This window comes from Tolypothrix sp. PCC 7712 (genome assembly GCF_025860405.1).
GTDB lineage: Bacteria > Cyanobacteriota > Cyanobacteriia > Cyanobacteriales > Nostocaceae > Aulosira > Aulosira diplosiphon.
Genome location: NZ_CP063785.1, coordinates 8,225,889 through 8,245,892, shown reverse-complemented (window position 1 = coordinate 8,245,892; position 20,004 = coordinate 8,225,889). Strand labels below are relative to the sequence as shown.

21 protein-coding genes and 1 pseudogene are annotated in these 20,004 nt (G+C 37.8%); 15 read left to right on the top strand and 7 right to left on the bottom strand.

Features of this window, described 5'->3' with window-relative positions:
• The first annotated feature begins 13 nt into the window (after positions 1 to 13).
• From HGR01_RS33535 to HGR01_RS33495, 9 genes and pseudogenes are all read left to right on the top strand, one after another.
• A complete protein-coding gene (locus HGR01_RS33535; RefSeq protein WP_045867991.1) occupies positions 14 to 1,258 on the top strand; it encodes an O-antigen ligase family protein in 1,245 nt (414 codons plus the stop codon).
• A 64-nt stretch (positions 1,259 to 1,322) separates the two neighbouring features.
• Positions 1,323 to 2,600, top strand: a complete 1,278-nt coding sequence (locus tag HGR01_RS33530) for a lipopolysaccharide biosynthesis protein (protein ID WP_045867992.1) — start codon at positions 1,323 to 1,325, stop codon at positions 2,598 to 2,600.
• 108 nt (positions 2,601 to 2,708) lie between these two features.
• Complete coding sequence (locus tag HGR01_RS33525; protein WP_045867993.1) at positions 2,709 to 3,695, top strand: glycosyltransferase family 4 protein; 987 nt, start codon at positions 2,709 to 2,711, stop codon at positions 3,693 to 3,695.
• A gap of 274 nt (positions 3,696 to 3,969) precedes the next feature.
• Positions 3,970 to 4,992 carry a glycosyltransferase family 2 protein gene (locus tag HGR01_RS33520; RefSeq protein ID WP_045867994.1) on the top strand — a complete coding sequence of 341 codons (1,023 nt, stop codon included), beginning with the start codon at positions 3,970 to 3,972 and terminating at the stop codon, positions 4,990 to 4,992.
• A 76-nt stretch (positions 4,993 to 5,068) separates the two neighbouring features.
• Positions 5,069 to 5,527, top strand: a pseudogene (locus tag HGR01_RS33515) (glycosyltransferase family 2 protein); the annotation flags it as partial.
• A gap of 181 nt (positions 5,528 to 5,708) precedes the next feature.
• Positions 5,709 to 6,275, top strand: a complete 567-nt coding sequence (locus HGR01_RS33510) for a hypothetical protein (RefSeq protein WP_052335052.1) — start codon at positions 5,709 to 5,711, stop codon at positions 6,273 to 6,275.
• Between the two features lie 376 nt (positions 6,276 to 6,651).
• A complete protein-coding gene (locus HGR01_RS33505; protein ID WP_052335053.1) occupies positions 6,652 to 8,775 on the top strand; it encodes a VPS10 domain-containing protein in 2,124 nt (707 codons plus the stop codon).
• A 361-nt stretch (positions 8,776 to 9,136) separates the two neighbouring features.
• Entirely contained in the window at positions 9,137 to 9,580 is a 444-nt protein-coding gene (locus HGR01_RS33500) for a sensor histidine kinase (protein WP_052335054.1), read from the top strand.
• Positions 9,573 to 10,283, top strand: coding sequence for a response regulator (locus HGR01_RS33495; protein WP_228045629.1), 711 nt, complete (start codon positions 9,573 to 9,575; stop codon positions 10,281 to 10,283). Before HGR01_RS33500 ends, HGR01_RS33495 begins: the two co-directional genes overlap by 8 nt.
• Here HGR01_RS33495 and HGR01_RS33490 read toward each other — a convergent pair.
• On the bottom strand, positions 10,280 to 10,579 hold the full coding sequence (locus HGR01_RS33490) for a hypothetical protein (RefSeq protein ID WP_228045630.1): 300 nt from the start codon (positions 10,577 to 10,579) through the stop codon (positions 10,280 to 10,282). The two genes, HGR01_RS33495 and HGR01_RS33490, sit on opposite strands and share 4 nt — an antisense overlap.
• A gap of 633 nt (positions 10,580 to 11,212) precedes the next feature.
• Here HGR01_RS33490 and HGR01_RS33485 point away from each other — a divergent pair.
• The 5 genes from HGR01_RS33485 (at position 11,213) to HGR01_RS33465 (ending at position 15,471) form a co-directional block, all read left to right on the top strand.
• Positions 11,213 to 12,100 carry a WecB/TagA/CpsF family glycosyltransferase gene (locus HGR01_RS33485; protein ID WP_081583882.1) on the top strand — a complete coding sequence of 296 codons (888 nt, stop codon included), beginning with the start codon at positions 11,213 to 11,215 and terminating at the stop codon, positions 12,098 to 12,100.
• 97 nt (positions 12,101 to 12,197) lie between these two features.
• Positions 12,198 to 12,890 carry a sugar transferase gene (locus tag HGR01_RS33480; RefSeq protein ID WP_081583883.1) on the top strand — a complete coding sequence of 231 codons (693 nt, stop codon included), beginning with the start codon at positions 12,198 to 12,200 and terminating at the stop codon, positions 12,888 to 12,890.
• A 374-nt stretch (positions 12,891 to 13,264) separates the two neighbouring features.
• Entirely contained in the window at positions 13,265 to 14,050 is a 786-nt protein-coding gene (locus tag HGR01_RS33475) for an RNA ligase family protein (RefSeq protein ID WP_045867996.1), read from the top strand.
• A gap of 91 nt (positions 14,051 to 14,141) precedes the next feature.
• Positions 14,142 to 15,275 (top strand): AAA family ATPase, encoded by a 1,134-nt coding sequence (locus tag HGR01_RS33470; RefSeq protein WP_045868853.1) that lies wholly within the window; start codon positions 14,142 to 14,144, stop codon positions 15,273 to 15,275.
• On the top strand, positions 15,268 to 15,471 hold the full coding sequence (locus HGR01_RS33465) for an alpha/beta hydrolase (protein ID WP_155538956.1): 204 nt from the start codon (positions 15,268 to 15,270) through the stop codon (positions 15,469 to 15,471). The genes HGR01_RS33470 and HGR01_RS33465 overlap by 8 nt, the downstream gene beginning before the upstream one ends.
• A gap of 3 nt (positions 15,472 to 15,474) precedes the next feature.
• On the opposite strand, the gene HGR01_RS33460 is transcribed toward HGR01_RS33465, so the two are convergent.
• On the bottom strand, positions 15,475 to 15,669 hold the full coding sequence (locus HGR01_RS33460; protein WP_045867997.1) for an RNA-binding S4 domain-containing protein: 195 nt from the start codon (positions 15,667 to 15,669) through the stop codon (positions 15,475 to 15,477).
• Positions 15,670 to 16,265: 596 nt separating this feature from the next.
• Between HGR01_RS33460 and HGR01_RS33455 the strand changes: the two genes are divergently transcribed.
• A complete protein-coding gene (locus tag HGR01_RS33455; RefSeq protein WP_045867998.1) occupies positions 16,266 to 16,523 on the top strand; it encodes a ubiquitin carboxyl-terminal hydrolase 14 in 258 nt (85 codons plus the stop codon).
• Between the two features lie 90 nt (positions 16,524 to 16,613).
• On the opposite strand, the gene HGR01_RS33450 is transcribed toward HGR01_RS33455, so the two are convergent.
• The 5 genes from HGR01_RS33450 to HGR01_RS33430 all read right to left on the bottom strand — a co-directional run bounded on the left by HGR01_RS33450 (position 16,614) and on the right by HGR01_RS33430 (position 19,928).
• Complete coding sequence (locus tag HGR01_RS33450; RefSeq protein ID WP_045867999.1) at positions 16,614 to 17,294, bottom strand: uracil-DNA glycosylase; 681 nt, start codon at positions 17,292 to 17,294, stop codon at positions 16,614 to 16,616.
• A gap of 146 nt (positions 17,295 to 17,440) precedes the next feature.
• Positions 17,441 to 17,680: a hypothetical protein gene (locus HGR01_RS33445; RefSeq protein WP_155538958.1), complete on the bottom strand. Its 240-nt coding sequence runs from the start codon at positions 17,678 to 17,680 to the stop codon at positions 17,441 to 17,443.
• Between the two features lie 13 nt (positions 17,681 to 17,693).
• Complete coding sequence (locus HGR01_RS33440; protein ID WP_045868000.1) at positions 17,694 to 18,782, bottom strand: tetratricopeptide repeat protein; 1,089 nt, start codon at positions 18,780 to 18,782, stop codon at positions 17,694 to 17,696.
• Positions 18,783 to 18,883: 101 nt separating this feature from the next.
• The gene (locus HGR01_RS33435; protein ID WP_045868001.1) at positions 18,884 to 19,186 is read right to left on the bottom strand and encodes a hypothetical protein; all 303 of its coding nucleotides are present in this window, start codon (positions 19,184 to 19,186) and stop codon (positions 18,884 to 18,886) included.
• Positions 19,187 to 19,481: 295 nt separating this feature from the next.
• Positions 19,482 to 19,928 carry an NADAR family protein gene (locus HGR01_RS33430; protein WP_045868002.1) on the bottom strand — a complete coding sequence of 149 codons (447 nt, stop codon included), beginning with the start codon at positions 19,926 to 19,928 and terminating at the stop codon, positions 19,482 to 19,484.
• Positions 19,929 to 20,004: the final 76 nt, after the last annotated feature.

Genomic DNA, 20,004 nt, shown 5'->3' with positions numbered 1-20,004 from the left:
TTTTAGAAATTCAATGAAACCTCAAAACTTCCCGGAAAAATTAGTTTGGTACTCACTTGTAGGAACTTATGGTTTGTACCTTTTGGGAGCAAATTATATTGCTATGTCTATAGTTATCTGGGTATTAGCTTTTTATCTATTTAAAAAACTTTGGCAGCAAAATTATAATACACCTAATAATGAAAAAATCATCATTACCCCTACTATCTGGGTATGGATTATTTCCATGTTAGTTATGGAAGTAAGTTTAATTGCCGCTCATATAGATTTTGATTTAGGAATAGGTAAAATTGTCACTTCATCAATCAATTGGGCTAGAACATGGGCTTATCTGGCATTATTTCCTTTGATTGGATGCTTAAAAATTCGTCCTCAATTAATTTATAGAGCCATTTGTATTATTTGCTTACAAAGCTTAATATTTATACCCCTCTGCTATATAGCTTCTCAATTACATTTACCGAATATCTTGTATAATTCCCCTTTACATTTAATAGGAGGTAATAGTAGTTTAATGTATAATGTGGCCCTGTATGGATTTGAAGAAGAAACCAATCAAATCCGTCTACAATTATTTACACCTTGGGCACCTGCTTTAGGCTTAACAGGCTGTATTTATTTTTTCTTAGCTAATCAGGAATCTGATAGAAAATGGCGCTTTATTGGTATTATTGGTTCTATAGCAATGATATTAAGTTCATTTTCTAGATTGTCAATGCTATGCCTTGCCATAGTTCCATGTTTTTCCTGGCTAATAGGAAACTTTATTAAACCTAAAGTACAAATTTTATCTGGTATTATATGTTTTGTTGCAGGTATCTTTGCCACTAAGCTAATCAATTTTATTCAGGATTTTAAAGAACAGTTTTCTAAGGTAAGAGCTAGTTCATCAAGAATTAGAGAAATTTTAGGACGCGTAGCTCTAGAACGCTGGAATGAAGCACCTATTTGGGGTCATGGGTTTGTTGACCCTAAGGGGCCTGCAATTGCCACTTTTATGCCTATAGGTAGTCACCATACATGGTTCGGTATCCTATTTGAAAAAGGATTAGTAGGCGCATTTTCATTATTATTTCCTTTTTTATGGAGCTTGATAGATTTAATCCATAAATATCATAAAATTCATACTGCTAAAGTAAGTCTTAGTATACTTTTAGTTTTGTTCTTCTTTACCTTTGGAGAAAATATAGAAACTTTAGCCTATCTTTATTGGCCAGGTTTGTTAATCATGGGTATGGCATTTAAAGAAAAGATTTAATCCTAAGATTACTATAAAATTTTCTAAATAATTAGAACAATATTATAATAAACTTTGTAATCACATGTTAATCAATAATATAAGGCAAACATTATCTACTAAATTTATTCGCAATGTTGGATGGTTGGGAGGAGCAGAATTAGCAAACCGTATTTTTCGCTTAGGCACAACTTTTACATTAGCACGGATGTTTAGTCCCTATGATTATGGACTAGTAGCTGTTATTTTAACTACCAATGAGTTTGCAAATGTTGTAACGCTGAAATCTGGAATTAGCTCTAAGATTATTCAGGCTGATGAACAAAATTTAAAAGTTATATGTAATACTTCATACTGGCTAAATTGGATTGTCTGCATTTTCATGTTTATCCTTCAGTGTACTGCAGCATTCCCAATAGCATTGTTTTATGGAAATAATCGAATTATTTTACCAATATGCTTTAGTGCTTTAGTATACTTAATGTTGCCATTTTTCATGGTTCAATGTGCATTAATTCAACGCGAAAATAGATTAAATATCATAGCTTTATGTAATATAATTCAGTCTCTATCAATTAATATTTTAACAATTACTTTAGCTATATTAGGGTTAGGTGTATGGTCTGTAATTTTACCAATTGTTATAACTACTCCTATATGGATAGTCATTAATAACAGGAATCATAAGTGGCAGCCTCCTAAATCATTTCAGCTAGAACAATGGCAAGAAATTCTATATTTTAGCAAAGATATACTGGGCGTTGAGTTCTTAAATAAGCTCAGAAGTAATATAGATTATTTAATAGTAGGCCGTTTTTTAAGCATTGATGCTTTAGGTATATACTATTTTGCCTTTAATGCTGGTTTAGGTATAAGTTTAAACGTAGTCAACGCATTTAATACTGCTTTATTTCCTCATCTTTGCGAAGTTAGGGCAGACTTTAAACAGATGCGATCACGATACTTTAGTAGTCTTAAGTCTACTGCAACGTTTGTAATTCCATTAATTCTTCTTCAATCCAGCCTAGCTCCTTTATATGTGCCACTTATTTTTGGGCAGAAGTGGGTAACAGCGATTCCGGTTTTGATCCTGATTTGTTTATCAGCTTTATCACTTCCTCTCTACAATGCAACTAGCTTACTAATCAATGCTGTAGGTAAAACTCATATTAACCTCTATTTTAACTTAACTTATACTTTGTTATTTGCCGTTTTTTTACTATTTGCTGTAAGGTGGGGAATTTTTTGGATAGCCGCAACAGTGTTAATTTGTCAATTAGTAATTCAAGGTGCATTTAGTATTTGGGCTATAAAATATATATTTACGAGACCTCCTAATTTTTATATGAGCAATAAACAGTAATAAATATTTATTAACATCAAATACAAATTTGAAAAATTTTACTATTTATGAGATTAGCTTAGTATTTTTTATTGCATAATTTTAGACAAACAACAAATTATTAAACTAATGAAAGATAAAATATTGATATTAGTTGAAAATTATAATTTAGGTGGAGTAAAATCTACTGTTGATGCATTAATACATTCGGAACTGAAAGATAAATTTGAATTCAAAGTTTTATCTATTAAAGAAATTGATTTTATTAAAGATTTTCAGCCTAAAATTATTTTATTTAATGTTGTGAATACTTGGAGGAATATTCTAAAGCTGCTATCGATAAAACTCAAAAATACTTATACAAAAATCATTATCATTGAGCATCATTATTCAAGATGTTTTGAACAATATAATGTACCTAACTTGTCTCGTTTTCACTTGATGCTCAAATTATCGTATAGTCTTGCAGATCATGTAATATCAATATCCCAAAATCAATTTGAATGGATGTTACAAAATCGTTTACTTCCTTCACATAAAGTATCTGTAATCGAATCATGCCGATTACTAGAAAAGTTTTTTGCGATTCCTTCAAAACCTATTCACAAGCCTATTATCTTGGGGGCATATGGGCGGTTTTGTCTCCAAAAAGGATTTGATGTTTTGCTCAAAGCGATGAAATTAGTATCACCAGCACAAGTTACTCTGCTGTTAGAAGGAGAAGGAGCATTAGAAAGCGAACTAAAACAATTAGCCCAAGGACTAGATAATGTCAGATTACTAGGACGTGTTAATGATGTACCTAGTTTCTTAGAAAAGTGTGATGCTGTAGTGATTCCCTCTATATGGGAGCCCTGGGGTCTTGTTTGTTTAGAAGCTAAAGCAGCTGGTAAACCAATTATTGCGTCTGATGTTGATGGTTTAAGTGAACAAGTATACAACTGTGGTATTTTAGTACCTCCACAAGATCCTGTAAAACTAGCTCAGGCGATCACATCTCTATCAAATCAAGATTTAGAAATTTGGGGGAATGGTGGTCGGGAATCAGTCAAAAATGCTTGGCAAAACTACATAATTAAGTTGGAAACTTTGATTGAGGAAATACTTGAATTATAGCTACTCAAAAATGCACATAATATTGTGATTATTTGCTTCTTTGATTTGTGATTATTTTTGCATATAATATCAAGATTTATTAAAACGAAATTTTATCCGTTTTATGATTTTTTCTAACATTAAACAATAACAAACATGAAAATGATTTGTTTTAAAAGAATTCCCCAAAACAATACAGAAGAGAATGACATAAATTTTTCTTGTATTAAGCGAGTAAATTCACAAATAATTATCATATTCACGTAATAGTAAATATCAACAAACAGCTTTAAAAATGTGCAAAATTTCTGTAATTATTCCGGTATATAGAGTTGAAAAATTTATAGCTGCTACTGTAGAATCTGTACTAAGCCAAACTTATACAAATTTTGAGCTTCTGATTATCGATGATGATTCTCCCGATAAGAGTATAGAGATTTGTCAGCAATTTGCAGACTACAGAATTAAAATAATTCATCAGCAAAATCGCGGATTAGCTGGAGCTAGAAATACTGGAATACGCCATGCCCAAGGAGAATATTTAGCGTTTTTAGATGGAGATGATATTTGGTTACCAGAGAAGTTAGAAAAACATATTGCTCACCTTAGAACTTCACCAGATGTCGGTGTGAGTTTTAGCCGTTCCGCCTTTATTAATGAATCGGGTAAGCCATCAGGTACGTATCAAATGCCTAAACTGAAAAAAATTACCATACCTGATGTACTTTGCTGCAATCCACTTGGCAATGGCTCATCTGCATTATTTCGTAAGAAAGTTTTTGCAGATATTAAATTTCAAGGCAATCTTTACGGTACTGTAGAAGATTTTTATTTTGACGAACAGTTTCGTCAATCAGAGGATGTTGAATGCTGGATTCGGATTTTAATCCAGACTAATTGGAAAATTGAAGGTATTCCGGAATCATTAACATTGTATCGCATAAATTCAGATGGGCTTTCGGCAAATCTTTTCCAGCAGTTAGATGCTTGGGAAAAAGTAATTGATAAAATCCGCTCTTATGCACCCTCGGTATTAAATAATTGCGAAGAACTTGGTAGAGCTTATTATCTCAGATATTTAGCTCGCACAGCGTTACGTCTACAAGCAGGTTCAATGTCTGTGAAGCTAATAAATAAAGCTTTAGCTACTAACTGGCGAATTCTCATACAAGAGCCACGACGGACAACTTTTACCTTAGTTGCAGCATATTTGCTTTTTATTCTACCCCAATCTATTTATAAACAAATAGAATCTGTTGCTTTAAAAAGTACAGGCATTACCCAACGGCGACGCATTTTACAAGATCAACGTTCTTAAGTATCCATAGAGATCATAAAGGAAAGCTTCATATCGAATATGGGTTTTAGTAATCAATAATCACTACTAAAAGGCTATGAAGAAAGTTTCTGTCATTATTCCAGTTTACCAAGCTGAAAAATATATTGCTGACACAGTAAAATCTGTGCTTAACCAAACCTATCAAAATCTTGAAATCCTGATTATTGATGATGGCTCTACAGATCAAAGCAGAGAAATTTGCCAAAAATTTACAGATAAACGAATTACAATTGTCTCTCAAGAAAATGCTGGAGTAGCCGTTGCTCGGAATACTGGTATATGTCACGCTCAAGGAGAATATTTAGCTTTTTTAGATGCAGATGATTTATGGGCCCCAACAAAGATAGCAAAGCACGTAGAACATCTTGATAACTCTCCAGCAGTTGGCGTTAGTTTTTGTCGCTCTGAATTTATTGATGAAGCAGGGAAATCTCTGGGGATCTATCAACTAACCAAACTCAAGCATATTACTCCTTTAGATCTCCTTTGTCGTACTCCCATCGGTAATGGCTCTGTACCGAATGGCACTAAGTTAAGCTGAAGGGTATGCAGCGTAAGGATTGCAGAGGGGCAGGGGTGCAGGGGTGCAGAGGGGAATTTCTATTTCTTGCGTTCGATGCATAAAACTTCTTCTTTCTCCCCTGCTCCTCCGCTCCTCTGCACCCCTGCTGCCTCAACGATTTTCTCTTTTCTTAGTGCCATTCGGCTCTGTACCAGTAATTAGAAGAGAAACTCTAGAAGACATTGCCTATAAAAGTCATTTATATTTTGATGATGATCGCCAACTGCATCCTTCCGAGGATGTGGAGTGTTGGTTACGTATTATGATGACAACTAAATGGCTCATAGAAGGAATTCCAGAAGCTTTAACTTTTTATCGCGTTAATTCCCAAGGATTTTCTGCCCAATTAGTTAAAAAGTTAAATTCTTGGGAGAGAATGCTTGAAAAAGCTCGTGCATATATAAATCCGGAATTAATGGCTGAGTTAGAAAATATCGCAATGGCTTACCAAATGCGATATTTAGCACGTAGAGCAGTGAGTCTGCAAGATGCATCAATGGCTGTAAAGCTGATAAATAAAGCTTGTGTGACAGACTGGCGTGTTCTTTTGGAAGAGCCACGCCGCACGCTTTTAACATTAGCAGCCGCTTATTCTCTATGGTTGTTACCCTCGTCGTTGTACAGTTATATAGAGGCTGTGGCTTTAACAACTAAAGGAAATAATCAAAGAAAGCGCATTTTGCAAGACCAAACTGGTTAATAAGTAGTTAGACAAAATTAATTACATAATTTTTTCCAAATTCTCTGAGAGTTTTTTCAACAGATGCGACAAAGGTCTGCCAATTTTTGTAAGCATCTATTTTAATCCATTCATACTTAATAAACCGCCACAAAATATCAATCAAATTTAACTATGGTGAATAAGTAGGCAATTTAAAGATGGTAATACCACGTTCTTTCCATTCTTCTATTTTGTCAAGAATAGCATCACTAGTATGAATTGAGGATTGACATTGGATTTGTTAAATAAATACTTGAAATTACTCATATTAAAGTAGCAAAGTTTGCGTAATATTCCTGTAACACTAGTTTTCTTCTGTAGATGTAGATGTGTTCCGTAATTCAAGTAATCGGCTATGAGCGATCGCAAATTCTGCATTCCCTTAGTCAATGCTGGCTGCATTGGTATGATGGTGCTGACTACTGCTATTGCAATTACACCTGTAAAATCGAGTTGTAGTGCTACATCCGGCTACCAGTGGCAAAATGTTGCTATTGGGGGCGGTGGCTATGTTACAGGTATTTATCTGCACCCTCTACAGCAAAATCTTGTCTACATCCGAACTGATATCGGTGGCTTTTACCGTTGGAATCCTGCAAATAAGACATGGATACCTTTAACAGAGCGCTTTCCCCTCTCTCAAAGTAACTACTATGGAGGCGAAGCCCTAGCACTCGATCCTCAAAACCCCAATGTTGTCTATATTGCTGCGGGTAAATACACTGGTAGCTGGGCTGGTTTAGGGACAATTTTTAAGTCTACTAATCAAGGCAAAACTTGGACGAAGTTGAATATTGACTTGCCGATGGGTGGCAATGAAAATCAGCGTTGGGCTAGCGAAAGACTGGCTGTTAGCCCGTTTAATTCCAATATCATCTTCTTTGGTTCCCGTACAAATGGGCTATGGAAGTCATCTGATGCTGGTGGTAAATGGCAGCAAGTTACTAGCTTACCTGCAAAACCTCAAGCAGATATTGGCATTGCTGCCATCGTGTTTGATAAAAAAGCATCTGGTGTTGTATATGCCAATACTTACGGTGATGGCATATATCAATCTACTGACAATGGTCTCACCTGGCGTAAAATCCCAGGTAGCCCTTCCCATGTGAATCGCATGACGGTTGTCAGCAACGGTATTGTTTATGCGACCCATAAAGCCGGAGTTAGCAAATATACAAATGGAGTCTGGACTAATATCACCCCTCCTAATGCTCAAGCTGGCTTTGGTGCGATCGCAGTCAATCCCAGCAACCCTAATCAAATTTTAGTTGTTTACGACCAGTATCAAAAAAACAACTCTTACACCATCTTCCAATCTACTAACGGTGGATCTTTATGGCAAGCTAAAAAACGTACTTTAAACTCTCAAGTACCTTGGTGGCCTGATTGGTATTTCGCTTCTGCAACCGCAGATATTGAATTTGACCCCAAAATTCCTGGTAGGGTCTGGTTAACAGATTGGTATGGCACATGGCAAACAGATAATATCAACGTTGAATCACCTATCTGGTCTAATTACGAACAAGGGCATGAGGAAGTGGTTAGCTTTGCCCTCGCTGCGCCTCCCAGTGGTTCGGTGTTATTAAGCGGTTTAGCTGATGTTGATGGCTTTCATCACCAAAAAGGACTCAAGGCTTATCCTTCCACACAGTTTGGTGGCAATAATGGTCTACGGTTTCAAGACACCTATAGTATTGATTACAGTGAAAGCAATCCTTTACGAATGGTGCGTTTAGGCGGCAATCGCTGGAACAATACCTATAATGGAGCAACTTCGACAGATGGCGGTAAGACTTGGAATAAGTTTTCCTCATTTCCCTCTAAGACCATACCTCTGCGTGTAGCCACATCTGCAACTAACCCCAATTTGTTTGTCGTCATCAATAGTCAAAGTCAGCCGCTCCGCACTACCAACGGCGGCGCTTCTTGGAGTCAAGTATCGGGATTACCCAATGGCCCCCAAGGGCCTTGGTATTGGGGTCAGCCACTAACCGCAGACAAAGTCAATGGTAATGTATTTTACTATTACAATGGGGGCAAATTTTACCGCAGTGATGACGGTGGTACATCTTTCAATGTTGTTAACTCATCCCTAGCCAATGAAAATTGGTCTACCCTGAAAACAGTTCCAGGGGTAAGCGGCGAGGTTTGGGTGAGTCTCAACTGGAATGGATTACATCGCTCAACCAATGGTGGTCAGACATTTACAAAGATTCCCCAAGTGGAGAGAGCTTATTTATTTGCTTTTGGAAAGCCACAAACGAGCAGCACAATTCCTGCATTGTATTTGTATGGCAAAATTACTGGTCTAGGTGAAGGAGTATTCCGTTCTCTAGATAATGCCAAAACATGGACAAGTATTGGCGATCCCCAAATACCTATCGGCAATAACCCAAATGTCATGGAAGCCAGTAGACAGCAATTTGGGCTGGTCTTTATTGGTACAAATGGGCGAGGAATTTACTATGGCAGCCCGTAATTGAATACACTTGTGTGTTCATATTGTCTTAAGTAATTTGGTCAAAATACATCTCAGATAAGTAATTGGTAGTGTTATCTGAGATGAATGGCACTAAGAAAAAGTGAAATCCTTGCCTGGACTGGGTGTTGGGGGTAGGGTGCAGGGTGTAGGGAAGAATAAAGAGTTTCTAGAAATCAGTGCCAACATAAATAAATCTTCAACTCACTACACCCCACACCCGACACCCCACACCCAAAAGCCTTATAGGTAATGGGTTTGCCGTTATCTTAGTGCCATTCCGCTCTTAGATATCTCTCGCTATGAAGTTGGTAATAGGGTGAGCTTGAATTATGAGCCTCTAAATTGGGAAAAGATAGTTGTGAAAGTAATTACCCAAATTCAGGCTATTTCTCAATCTCATTTTTGTTTGAAATATAACATTGCTCAATCTCTACCAACCATCTATGGCGATGAGTTAGAGATTCGACGCGTTTTACAAAACCTCCTAGATAATGCTGTGCGTATCAGTGAGCCTCACAAGCAAATATTGATTAATGTTGCTAGCTTCAAAGACAACCAAGTCAAAGTTTCGGTGCGCGATCAAGGTAGAGGGATTGCACCACAGGAAAAAGAACAACTGTTTTACCGTTTTGTACAAGGACGAGGCCGACGTGGTAAATGTGGACTTGGTCTTTATTTATGCCGTCAAATCATTGAAGCTCATGGTGGCATAATTGGCGTTGACAGTTCCCTCGGTAAGGGTAGTACCTTTTGGTTTACCTTACCAGTTAATACAGATAAGGCTAGGTTCCATCATGCATAGTGTTAAAAGTGTAGGAACAGGAATCATGTCTGAGAGTGACGAACAAAAAAACGTACGGATTTTATTAGTAGACGATCATGCTTTGGTACGCCGAGGGATGAAAGGCCAATTTACGATAGAACCTGGTTTTGATGTCGTTGGAGAGGCTACAGACGGCAAACAGGCAATAGAAATAGCGATAAAACTCCAGCCAGATGTGATTTTAATGGACATTGATATGCCAATTATGGATGACATCACAGCTACACAGCAAATCAAAAGCGATCGCCCTCATATTCGCATTCTGGCCTTGAGCGCATTCGACCATGATACCCAGGTAATGGGAATGCTGGCAGCTGGCGCAGATGGTTACTGTTTAAAGAGTATTGAATGGGAGCAATTAATTGTAGTGATTCAATTGATTCTCCAAGGTGGTGCTTATTTAGACCCACAAATAGCGCAAAAAGTTTCCCGAATGCTTAGGCCTGTGGTAGTTGCCCACAAAGTCGCTGTTTCTGAAACATCGCAACAGCCAGTCCTCAGCAACCGGGAACGGGAAATTTTAAAACTAATTGCTGATGGCTATTCCAACCAAAGCATTGCTGATGAGTTATACCTATCACTAGGAACAGTGAAGTCCTATGTACGTATGATCCTCAATAAACTCAGCGTAGACGATCGCGTTCAAGCAGCCGCAATTGCTATCAGAGAAGGATTAATTTAAATTTGGAGGAGTTCTTGCAAACGTATAGACAATTCTGATGGGGATTTAACATTGGTTCTATCCCCATCAACAGTTTGCTCTGACCACAAAATGTAAGGTTGGTCTATACATGACACAAAGCCTTCAGGTAGAGGTTGACAGAGTACAAAAACATGGGGATTGAACAGAGTTATCTCTTCATTGAGCGGAACACCATAGTAAGGGAACACTTCTAAATCCTTTGTCATACAGTAGCGGCTGACACGTTGCACTGTAGTGACTTTGCTACCAATGACCATAACGCGAGGTCTTTCCATGACAACGACCGAATGATTGAGAGGATAATACAGCTAGAGATGATAGAGATAGCAAAAATGTTTCAGGGTTTCAAAAATTATATAGCTTGCATTATTACCCTCTTCATTAAAGACAATAGCAATCTTTAATTAATGAATTAATAGCTATAAACAACGTTTAAATATAGCATTTCTAGAATCGTTTATGCTATATGTATATTTTTAGCTAGTTGACGGCTAGAGTCTCATATTTTTGAGCTACTTTATATAGATGAATTTATTATGAAGTTTCAGCTATCTGTACGCTACAACCAAGCGGATAGCTATGTGGATAATCTTATTGACTAATGAGAATGCTGTATTGATGAGAGCTTAAATAGCCGTTAGATAGTTTTTTATATTGATATGAGCAGAGGAGACTGTACCCATATCAAATAAATAAAATCTCTGGTTATATCAATGCTCTTATTTGTTGATGCATAAGATTGTAATGCGAATATTCTCAAGGGCTTGATAGATTTAGCCCTATGGCATTCCTTGTATAGCAAGCAAGTAAAGAGGTTTGTTTTAACCCTGCATCAAGCGGTGTGTACATTGTGCTGCTATTACAACACCCCAGCATTTACCAAATTTCAATAATGGGTTTCAAAATATATGGCAAACCGAATGAGTTTTATTACTCCTCGTTTTGGGAGTATTTTCTTTTCTAGAAAAATCAAACTCTTAATTAGGAAATATTTCCAACGTTATCGTCATGCGATAGCTCAGGAATTTACAGACAGAGTTAATGTTTTAAATATTGAAATTGATAACTTACTAACAACAGATCTGTTAGAAAGACTTGAGAAAGGTATTGTATTTACACCTAATGTCGATCATGTAATGAAATTGCAACGTGATCGGGAGTTTTTAGAGGCATATAGTAGTGCTGATTATAAACTCTGTGATAGTCAAATTTTGATTTATGCTTCTAGATTTTTAGGTAATCCCATCAAAGAAAAAATCTCTGGTTCTGATTTCTTTCCCGCCTTTTACAATTTCCACAAAAAAAACGAGCAAATCAAAATTTTTTTACTGGGTGCAGCCAAAGGTGTAGCAGCTAAAGCTCAAGAGAAAATAAATACTAAAGTCCACCGCAATATTGTTGTGGGTAACTATTCACCAGCCTTTGGTTTTGAAAAAAATCAACAAGAATGTAAAAGGATAGTGAAATTAATTAATGATTCAGGAGCAACTGTCTTAGCTGTCGGTTTGGGTGCGCCTAAACAAGAAAAGTGGATCTGTAAATATAAAGAGCAATTGCCCAATATCAAGATATTTTTAGCCATAGGTGCAACAATTGACTTTGAAGCTGGAAATATTCCAAGAGCGCCAGAATTTATTAGCAATTTAGGTTTGGAATGGTTGTATAGAATGTCTCGTGAACCAAAGAGATTATGGAAAAGATATTTAATAGAAGATTTACATTTTTTATGGTTAATCTTACAACAAAAGTTTAATATTTATCAAATGACACCTAGCGAAGAACAGAGCAGTAAATAAAAGTCCAACAGGACAAATTAAATGGACTTAAATATTCGCCAAAATTCTGATCTATATTGCTGGCTTTCAATACTGATTGACTGAACCTTTAATTACCATGTCTAAACTCTCTAATTCGCAACCAAGTGACATCCCAGTTGTGAATCGTGCCTATCTTGCCCATGTTGCTCAATTCCCAGTTCATCCTTCTGTTAATAGCAAAGCGAAAAGGGTAATTGACATCTTAGGTGCTGTGATAGGACTAGGGATTATGGCAGTTATTTTGATTCCCGTGGCTGTAGCCATTCAATTAGATAATCCTGGCCCTATATTCTATAGTCAAATTCGCTGTGGGCTGAATGGGCGCTCTTTCCGGATTTGGAAATTTCGTTCTATGGTAGTTGGTGCGGAAAAACTCAAGCATCTAGTGAAGAACGAATCTCAAAACAAGCGTATTTTTAAAAATGAGAATGATCCGCGGATTACGAGGATAGGGAAGTTTCTCCGGCGGACGAGTTTAGATGAACTCCCTCAGTTTTGGAACGTACTACTAGGAGAAATGAGCTTAGTCGGTACACGTCCTCCAACCCCTGATGAAGTGATGCATTACTCAAGTCATCACTGGCAACGTTTAAATGTCAAACCTGGGATGACTGGAGAATGGCAAGCTAATGGGCGTTCTCAAATCAAAGACTTTGAAGATATTTTGAATATGGATATTGACTACCAACGTAAATGGTCTATAGCTTACGATATTATTTTAATTATTAAAACTCTCAAAGTTGTATTTCAGAAAGAGGGTGCTTTTTAGGATTATTTCTATTTCATAATCATAAAAATAAAACGGTGATGGCAATCTGATTTGCTTTGCCAAAATATCAGTATATATAAGTTGAGATACCACTTACTTCAGCAAAACTCACATCCCAGAAACCCGACTTTTTGAAAAAGTTGGGTTTCTAAATGCTCGCTTCCGGAAACATTGCCCCAGCCTGTGGAGTATATGTATTATAAAAATACTAGTCTTGGAAAACTACGGTAACGGCATATGTAGTCCCTGGTCTCAATCAAATTCACTTCAATGGCGAATGCTAGCAATTTCTGATTTTCTCATTTAGAAAAATTGCTGATTCGTTTCAATTCGTCACCCAAATATTTGATTGCTATCAGCAAGGTAGAAAAGTCATGGAACAAATCTATAAATATCCGCGTACCCATCATATTCAGGGTTCGCGGTTGCAACCTGGGGATGAAGACCTAGAGAGTATTCCCTTTGATGCACTCAAAGAAAAGTATGTAGTTGTTGAAGAAAAAGTTGATGGTGCAAATGCAGCCATTAGTTTTGCGGCGGATGGTCAAATTCGACTGCAAAGTCGAGGACACTATTTAACAGGTGGGGCGCGAGAAAAGCACTTCAATTTGTTTAAACAGTGGGCACATACTCACGCTTTAGCTTTTTGGCAGGTATTGGGAAGCCGCTATATTCTGTTTGGGGAATGGCTGTATGCGAAGCACACAGTATTTTATGATGCCTTACCCCACTACTTTTTAGAGTACGACGTACTCGATTTAGAAAAGCAAGTATTTCTCAGCACTAAAAGCCGTCAGCAGTTACTAGCTGGATTGCCTTTATGTTCTGTACCTGTGCTGTTTTCTGGTCATATCCAATCCTACAAGCAAATGATTGGCTTGGTGGCTGAGTCACATTATCAAACCTCCGCACATTTGCAAACTTTCTGCCAAATTTGTCAGGAAAGAGGACTTGATGTGGAACGTTCTCTCAAACAAACTGACCAAAGTTCGTTGATGGAAGGTTTATACATCAAAGTTGAACCAGGAGATACAGTAATTGCGCGTTATAAATACGTGCGTTCCAGCTTTTTAACCACTATTCAACAATCCGATGGGCATTGGCTCAATCGCCCCATCATACCGAATGTGCTGCGTTCTGATGCAGATTTGTTTGGGTAGTTGGGCATGGGGCATTGGGCATTGGGCATGGGGGATTAGTCATTTCCCCCTCATCTACCTCATCTACCTCATCATCCAAGGCTTAAAATTTATGAGTTTTTCTAGTCAAGATTGGTCTTTTCCTTATTGTCCGAATGAAGCCGATTGGTTGATAAATTGGTCGGCGCTGGAAGCAAAATTTGATTGGTTGCGATCGCTTGCTAATTGTCCCCAAAATCCGCGTTATCATGCTGAAGGTGATGTTCTCATTCATACAAAATTAGTATGTGAAGCTTTAGTTGCTTTACCTCAATGGCGAGTATTACCAAGCAAAGAGCAATCAATCTTATTTGCAGCAGCTTTACTGCATGATGTGGCAAAACCTGCAGCTACTGAAATTGCAGAAGATGGTGCTATATCCTCGAAAGGTCACGTAGTTCAAGGTGCAAAAATGGCACAGCAGATACTTTGGGATTTGCAAGTACCATTTAAAGAACGGGAGGCGATCGCTTCTTTGGTGAAATATGGTAGTTTACCCCTATGGTTTTGGGATAAGTCCAATCCAGAACGGGCAGTGATCAAAGCTAGCCAGATTATTCGCTGCGATATGCTGGCGATACTTGCAGAAGCAGATGTACGCGGGCGATACTGCAATGATCAAGCGCAATTACTCGAACGTATAAACTTCTTTCGCGAATTTTGCCAAGAAAATAGCTGCTTTGAGCAACCAAGACAATTCCCATCAGCGCACAGTCGGTTTATTTATTTTCAAAAAGAAAATGGTAACCCAAACTATGAAGCATACGACGACACGCGCTTTCAGGTGATAATGATGTCAGGATTACCAGGTTCGGGAAAAGATACTTGGATCAAAGAAAATCTCCCCGATTGGCAGGTAATTTCTTTAGATAAACTGCGTCAGCAAATGGGAATCGACCCAGAAGACGACCAAGGTGTAGTAGCAAATGCAGCTAAAGCCTTAGCTAAAGAATATATGCGAAATGGACAATCCTTTGTGTGGAATGCCACTAACCTGAGCCGCCAATTACGGGGAATGCTCATTCGGATGTTTGCTAATTATCAAGGTCGAATTCGCATTGTTTACTTAGAAACATCTTGGGAAGAATTATTGCAGAGAAACTGCGATCGCACCGCCAAAGTTCCAGAAAAAGTACTTTATCGGTTGAAAAATCGCCTAGACGTACCCGATATTACTGAAGCACAGGCAGTAGATTGGATTGTATAGAGAATTAGGCATTGGGAATTGGGTATTGGGCATTGGGCATTTGGTATTCGTCATTAATTACTTTTTATCTCCCTACTCCTCAATTACCAATTACCAATTACCAATTACCAATTACCAATTACCAATTACCAATTACCAATTACCAATTACCAATTACCAATTACCAATTACCAATTACCAATTACCCAATTCATAACCACTACTCATTAATTACATCTCCAACCTGAAAAATTTGCCCTTCTACTGTTACTTGATCGCCTGAGAATAATTTTCTTCCTCGCCGGGTTTCAACTATGCCATTAACTTTTACATCACCATCAAGGATTATCAGTTTTGCTTGTCCTCCAGTTGAGGCTATACCTATTAACTTTAAAAATTGATCAAGTTTAATCATATTGAAGAGCTAAATCAGTTTGTATTGAGGATTGGTCATTATTTATAGCACTAAAGCCTTGTCTAATTCTCAAGTAACTTTAATTATAGTTTTACAGATTGCACAATCTTGTGATAGACAAAATTTTAGGGATACCATGTTTCTATAGAACTCATATTTGATTTTTAAAACTTACGTAGGATGCGTTAGAGATAGTGTAATGCATCTGTGGTAATGCTTTCATGCGTTATGGCTGGTGTCTAACGCACGCTACATTACTGATATTTTTTTAGAAATCAAATCAGATTCTTATATGTACTTTTTGTATGTGAAATATAATTCACATTAAAGTATTTTACGATTTTTATCATAATTTTTGGAATATACCATTAATGGATAAAATCATAATCATTCAGATTATGCAAACTAGTTTGGCTCATCAGCTGTATATATCTTTCACAACCAAAATCAGATTAATCATATCCTTAACCAGATATTAAGGAGTATGGAAATAATTTATAAGAAAGCTATATATAGCTAATTTGAACACCTTCTGTCTGCCATAGGCGATTACCTTTTAAGTCTGCTTGCCCATCTTATGTAAATCCGAGGTATTTATGAGTTCACGCTGCAATCATCTCGATCAAATTCAAAGCGTCACCCCCAGTGCCCAAGGATGTGAAGAATGTCTGAAAACAGGCGATCGCTGGGTACATTTACGTATGTGTCTCACTTGTGGACATATCGGCTGCTGTGATTCCTCAAAAAACAAACATGCCACCAAACATTTTCATGCAACTAATCATCCATTGGTACAATCATTTGAACGCGGTGAAAACTGGCGTTGGTGCTATTTAGATCAAACTTTCTTATAATTTTTGCGCCAGGGATATATGCCTTATGGTAAACATTTTCATAGTGAGTTTTCCATAAGGCACAATTATCCAATGAGCATTTCCGCAGGTTTAATGAGTTAGCCTAATTTTGTCGTATTTAGCACGCACTGCTTGTATATCCTGCCACATCAACCATTTTGGGCCGCCTACTTCCCTAGAAGGGTTCCGCAGTAGATAGGAAGGATGAAAAATTGGCATACACAAACGTCCCTGCCATTCCATCCACTGTCCGCGAATTTTCGTAATGCCTCGCTTATCGTTAGTTAAACCTTTAACCGCAGTTGCACCAGTTAATAAAATGATTTTTGGGTCAACTAAACGAATTTGTTCTAATAAGTAAGGTAAGCAAGCTGCCATTTCTTCTGTAGTTGGCACTCGATTTTCTGGCGGGCGACATTTGTTGATATTACAAATGTAAACATCAGTCTCAGTACTCAGATTTACAGATGCCAAGATTTTCTCTAACAACTGCCCTGATTTACCTACAAATGGTAAACCTGTTTCGTCTTCGTTTTGACCTGGTGCTTCCCCCACAACCATAATTAGCGCTTTGAGGTTCCCTCTTCCTACCACAGCATGAGTGCGGTTATTTCCTAATCCACAACGATGGCACTGATTACAGTGTTGTGCCAACTCTGTCATATCAGAATAGGTATTGGCAGGTATAGGAATTTTAGCGTCTGTGGGAATCAGATCTCGCTGATTAAAAGTTGAATCGTCGAATAGGCTCAGTTGGGTTTCGCTGCTCATGACAATCTAGATTTTGGTGAAAATACCACCTGTCTCATCTGAGTGCAACACTAGTGGAATACTTGTGATGTCGAAGATTTTTGGTAAATCAGCTATAGCTGAAATTTTTTATTTACAGAATCTTTATTGTATCAGTTGTATCGGTATCATGAGCAAACCAAAACCATCGTCAGGCAGGGAGCGTTGAGAGATGAGGGGGATGAGGGGGATGAGGGAGATGAGGGGGATGAGGGAGATGAGGGGAAATAACAAACACCAATTACCCAATCCCCAGTCCCCAGTCCCCAGTCCCCAATCCCCAATCCCCAGTCCCCAGTCCCCAATCCCCAATCCCCAGTCCCCAGTCCCCAATCCCCAGTCCCTAATCCCCAATCCCCAATCCCCAATCCCCAGTCCCCATTACCCCATTGTTTCGTACTGCATAACTTTGGCATAATCGCCTAAAGCATAGCAGGCAACTTTCAGGCTGGCAAAAGCTTGTTCTTGACTGCGAATGTCGTTGAGACTAATGGCTAAAAGTAAACGCTGTTCGTGGTATTCAACAGCTTTTGTGTAATCACCCAAGGCTTCACAAGTAACGCCTAAACTCCCTAAAGACTGTTCTTCAGTTCGCTTGTCTTGGAGTTCTCTAGCTAATTGCAAACGCTCTTGATAGTAAATAATAGCTTGAGTGTAGTTGCCTAAGGCATAGCAGGCGTTAGCGAGATTCTTCAGCACGTGAATGGCGCTACGAAAGTTTTTCAGCCTGCGTGATATGAGTACACACTTTTCATAATATGCGATCGCTTTTGGGTAATCATCCAATGCATACCAAGCATTACCCAAGTTCTTCAGTACTTGTTCTTCTCCCCAATGGTCATTAAGTTCTTGTAAAATTGCTAGACTTTGTTCTTGATAATTAATTGCCTGTGTAAATTTACTCACAGCTTTATACACTAATCCCAAATTATTCAAAGCTGCTACTTCACTTCGCCTGTCTTGTTTGTGCTGGGTAATTTTTAAGGATTGCTCTAAAAACTCGATAGCTTTGTCATATTCGTTGAGGTGTCGGAAAGCATTACCTAAATGAGACAGTACTTGCATTCTCACTGACAAATCTGAAGTATCTTCCATCAAGGAGAGACACTGTTGGCAGTAGGAGATAGTTTTCTGGTAATTACCGAGTGTATAAGCTATTAATGCTAGCAAAGAAAGCACTTTTTCTTGCTTAAGCCTATCTCCAATCGCTTGAAACAATACCAGCGATTGCTCTAAAGAGTTGATTGCAGTCGCTAAATCACCAGCTTGCTGCTGTTGTATTCCTTGACGCAATAGCTTGGATGCTTCTAATAGCTGGGCGTTTGTTTCTGGTGAAACAGGAATTTCTTCTAGGGTAGCTTGGTCAAATTTATGGACAATGGTTTTTTGCTTCCCCAATTTCCGATATGGTGTTGGAAGTTTTGCGGAATCTGCATTTGTGAAATCATTATTCCATCCGCCTGTAGACATCGACCAAGTCCTGGTAAGTTTGCTGATAGTCTTTAGTATTCCCAGAATATTGAAGATATATTCACATCAGCCAGTCATTGATAAACATTACATAACTTCAGTCAACGATTCATAGGCGTTTTTGTCTGCCATATTTGTTCAAATTCTGCTTTATTAATAGCAAAATCTTTGACATCCTCTTGATTAAGTTGTTTGTCGCACAATCTGCCATAATTATCTGCAATGTGGCTGGGATCGTAAAACAAGACATTGCCATTTTCGTAAATTTCTATTTGTCTAATTGCATACAAATCATGACCAACTTCCAAGAAGTAAGTGCTAGTACCCCAATTATCATAGTCTCCTCCCAGAGATTCGTCCCAAAACCATTTGCAATAGCTCTTGTTGGTTGGTAATAGAGACATAATTGGTTAACTCCTATATAGAGATTGTTCACTTGCTGCTTTTAGATAACATATAGTAATCCGATTTAATTTGCATCAGTTATTTGCTGAGTTAGGTAACAGTTAAGAAGGAATTAAAGTATTCCTAGCTTCGCAAAAATAAAATATGAGTCCCATACAGGACTTACACAAAAATAACGTAACTCAGTCATTACAAGCGATAGCAAACTAATCTCCCCTAACGCTGGGATTGCTTCCCTAAACTTGGTTTCGGTCGCAATGAAATTATCGGCGTTGCGTAAGTCCTACTATATATTTAGTCGTTATGCTGAGAACGAAGTATTTCTCGCACTTCCATTAAAATTAATCCCAACATATTTTTACCGCTACCATCAGAGCCGCAACCCCAATAGAAATCAATGGGAGAGTTTTCTACTAATTGTTCTTCACCCGTAGCAAGAAGAATTTCTTTGATATCTGCATGGGTTTGAAATTTACGTAATACTGCTTTTCGCATAATATCGTCTTTAACTTGTTCCCAATCTTGGCGCAGAGGACGACTTCTTTCACGTCCCATTCTGGCAGCATCTTTAGGTTTTTTGACTAACCGAATTTCTTCTAAATGTGCAGTACCAACAAATTTTTGGGCTTGAAAATAATGTTCGCTAGTAGACCAATACAAACCATCTAACTCAAAACCATGTGGTGAAAAGTTAGAAAAACAACCATATTGTTCGCGAAGTGCATAAAAATAAATTGTCATATGTGTAGTTACTCAAATTAATATAAATATTGATAGCTATCCGTTTAGAAGGTGTGAAGTTACTCGTTCAGGTAGG

Excerpts from the sequence above, each read along its gene's own strand:
- HGR01_RS33535 (WP_045867991.1), top strand. The coding sequence starts at position 14 with ATGAAACCTCAAAACTTCCCGGAAAAATTAGTTTGGTACTCACTTGTA.
- HGR01_RS33530 (WP_045867992.1), top strand. The coding sequence starts at position 1,323 with ATGTTAATCAATAATATAAGGCAAACATTATCTACTAAATTTATTCGC.
- HGR01_RS33525 (WP_045867993.1), top strand. The coding sequence starts at position 2,709 with ATGAAAGATAAAATATTGATATTAGTTGAAAATTATAATTTAGGTGGA.
- HGR01_RS33520 (WP_045867994.1), top strand. The coding sequence starts at position 3,970 with ATGTGCAAAATTTCTGTAATTATTCCGGTATATAGAGTTGAAAAATTT.
- HGR01_RS33505 (WP_052335053.1), top strand. The coding sequence starts at position 6,652 with ATGAGCGATCGCAAATTCTGCATTCCCTTAGTCAATGCTGGCTGCATT.
- HGR01_RS33495 (WP_228045629.1), top strand. The coding sequence starts at position 9,573 with ATGCATAGTGTTAAAAGTGTAGGAACAGGAATCATGTCTGAGAGTGAC.
- HGR01_RS33490 (WP_228045630.1), bottom strand. The coding sequence starts at position 10,579 with ATGGAAAGACCTCGCGTTATGGTCATTGGTAGCAAAGTCACTACAGTG.
- HGR01_RS33485 (WP_081583882.1), top strand. The coding sequence starts at position 11,213 with ATGGCAAACCGAATGAGTTTTATTACTCCTCGTTTTGGGAGTATTTTC.
- HGR01_RS33480 (WP_081583883.1), top strand. The coding sequence starts at position 12,198 with ATGTCTAAACTCTCTAATTCGCAACCAAGTGACATCCCAGTTGTGAAT.
- HGR01_RS33475 (WP_045867996.1), top strand. The coding sequence starts at position 13,265 with ATGGAACAAATCTATAAATATCCGCGTACCCATCATATTCAGGGTTCG.
- HGR01_RS33470 (WP_045868853.1), top strand. The coding sequence starts at position 14,142 with ATGAGTTTTTCTAGTCAAGATTGGTCTTTTCCTTATTGTCCGAATGAA.
- HGR01_RS33460 (WP_045867997.1), bottom strand. The coding sequence starts at position 15,669 with ATGATTAAACTTGATCAATTTTTAAAGTTAATAGGTATAGCCTCAACT.
- HGR01_RS33455 (WP_045867998.1), top strand. The coding sequence starts at position 16,266 with ATGAGTTCACGCTGCAATCATCTCGATCAAATTCAAAGCGTCACCCCC.
- HGR01_RS33450 (WP_045867999.1), bottom strand. The coding sequence starts at position 17,294 with ATGAGCAGCGAAACCCAACTGAGCCTATTCGACGATTCAACTTTTAAT.
- HGR01_RS33440 (WP_045868000.1), bottom strand. The coding sequence starts at position 18,782 with ATGTCTACAGGCGGATGGAATAATGATTTCACAAATGCAGATTCCGCA.
- HGR01_RS33435 (WP_045868001.1), bottom strand. The coding sequence starts at position 19,186 with ATGTCTCTATTACCAACCAACAAGAGCTATTGCAAATGGTTTTGGGAC.
- HGR01_RS33430 (WP_045868002.1), bottom strand. The coding sequence starts at position 19,928 with ATGACAATTTATTTTTATGCACTTCGCGAACAATATGGTTGTTTTTCT.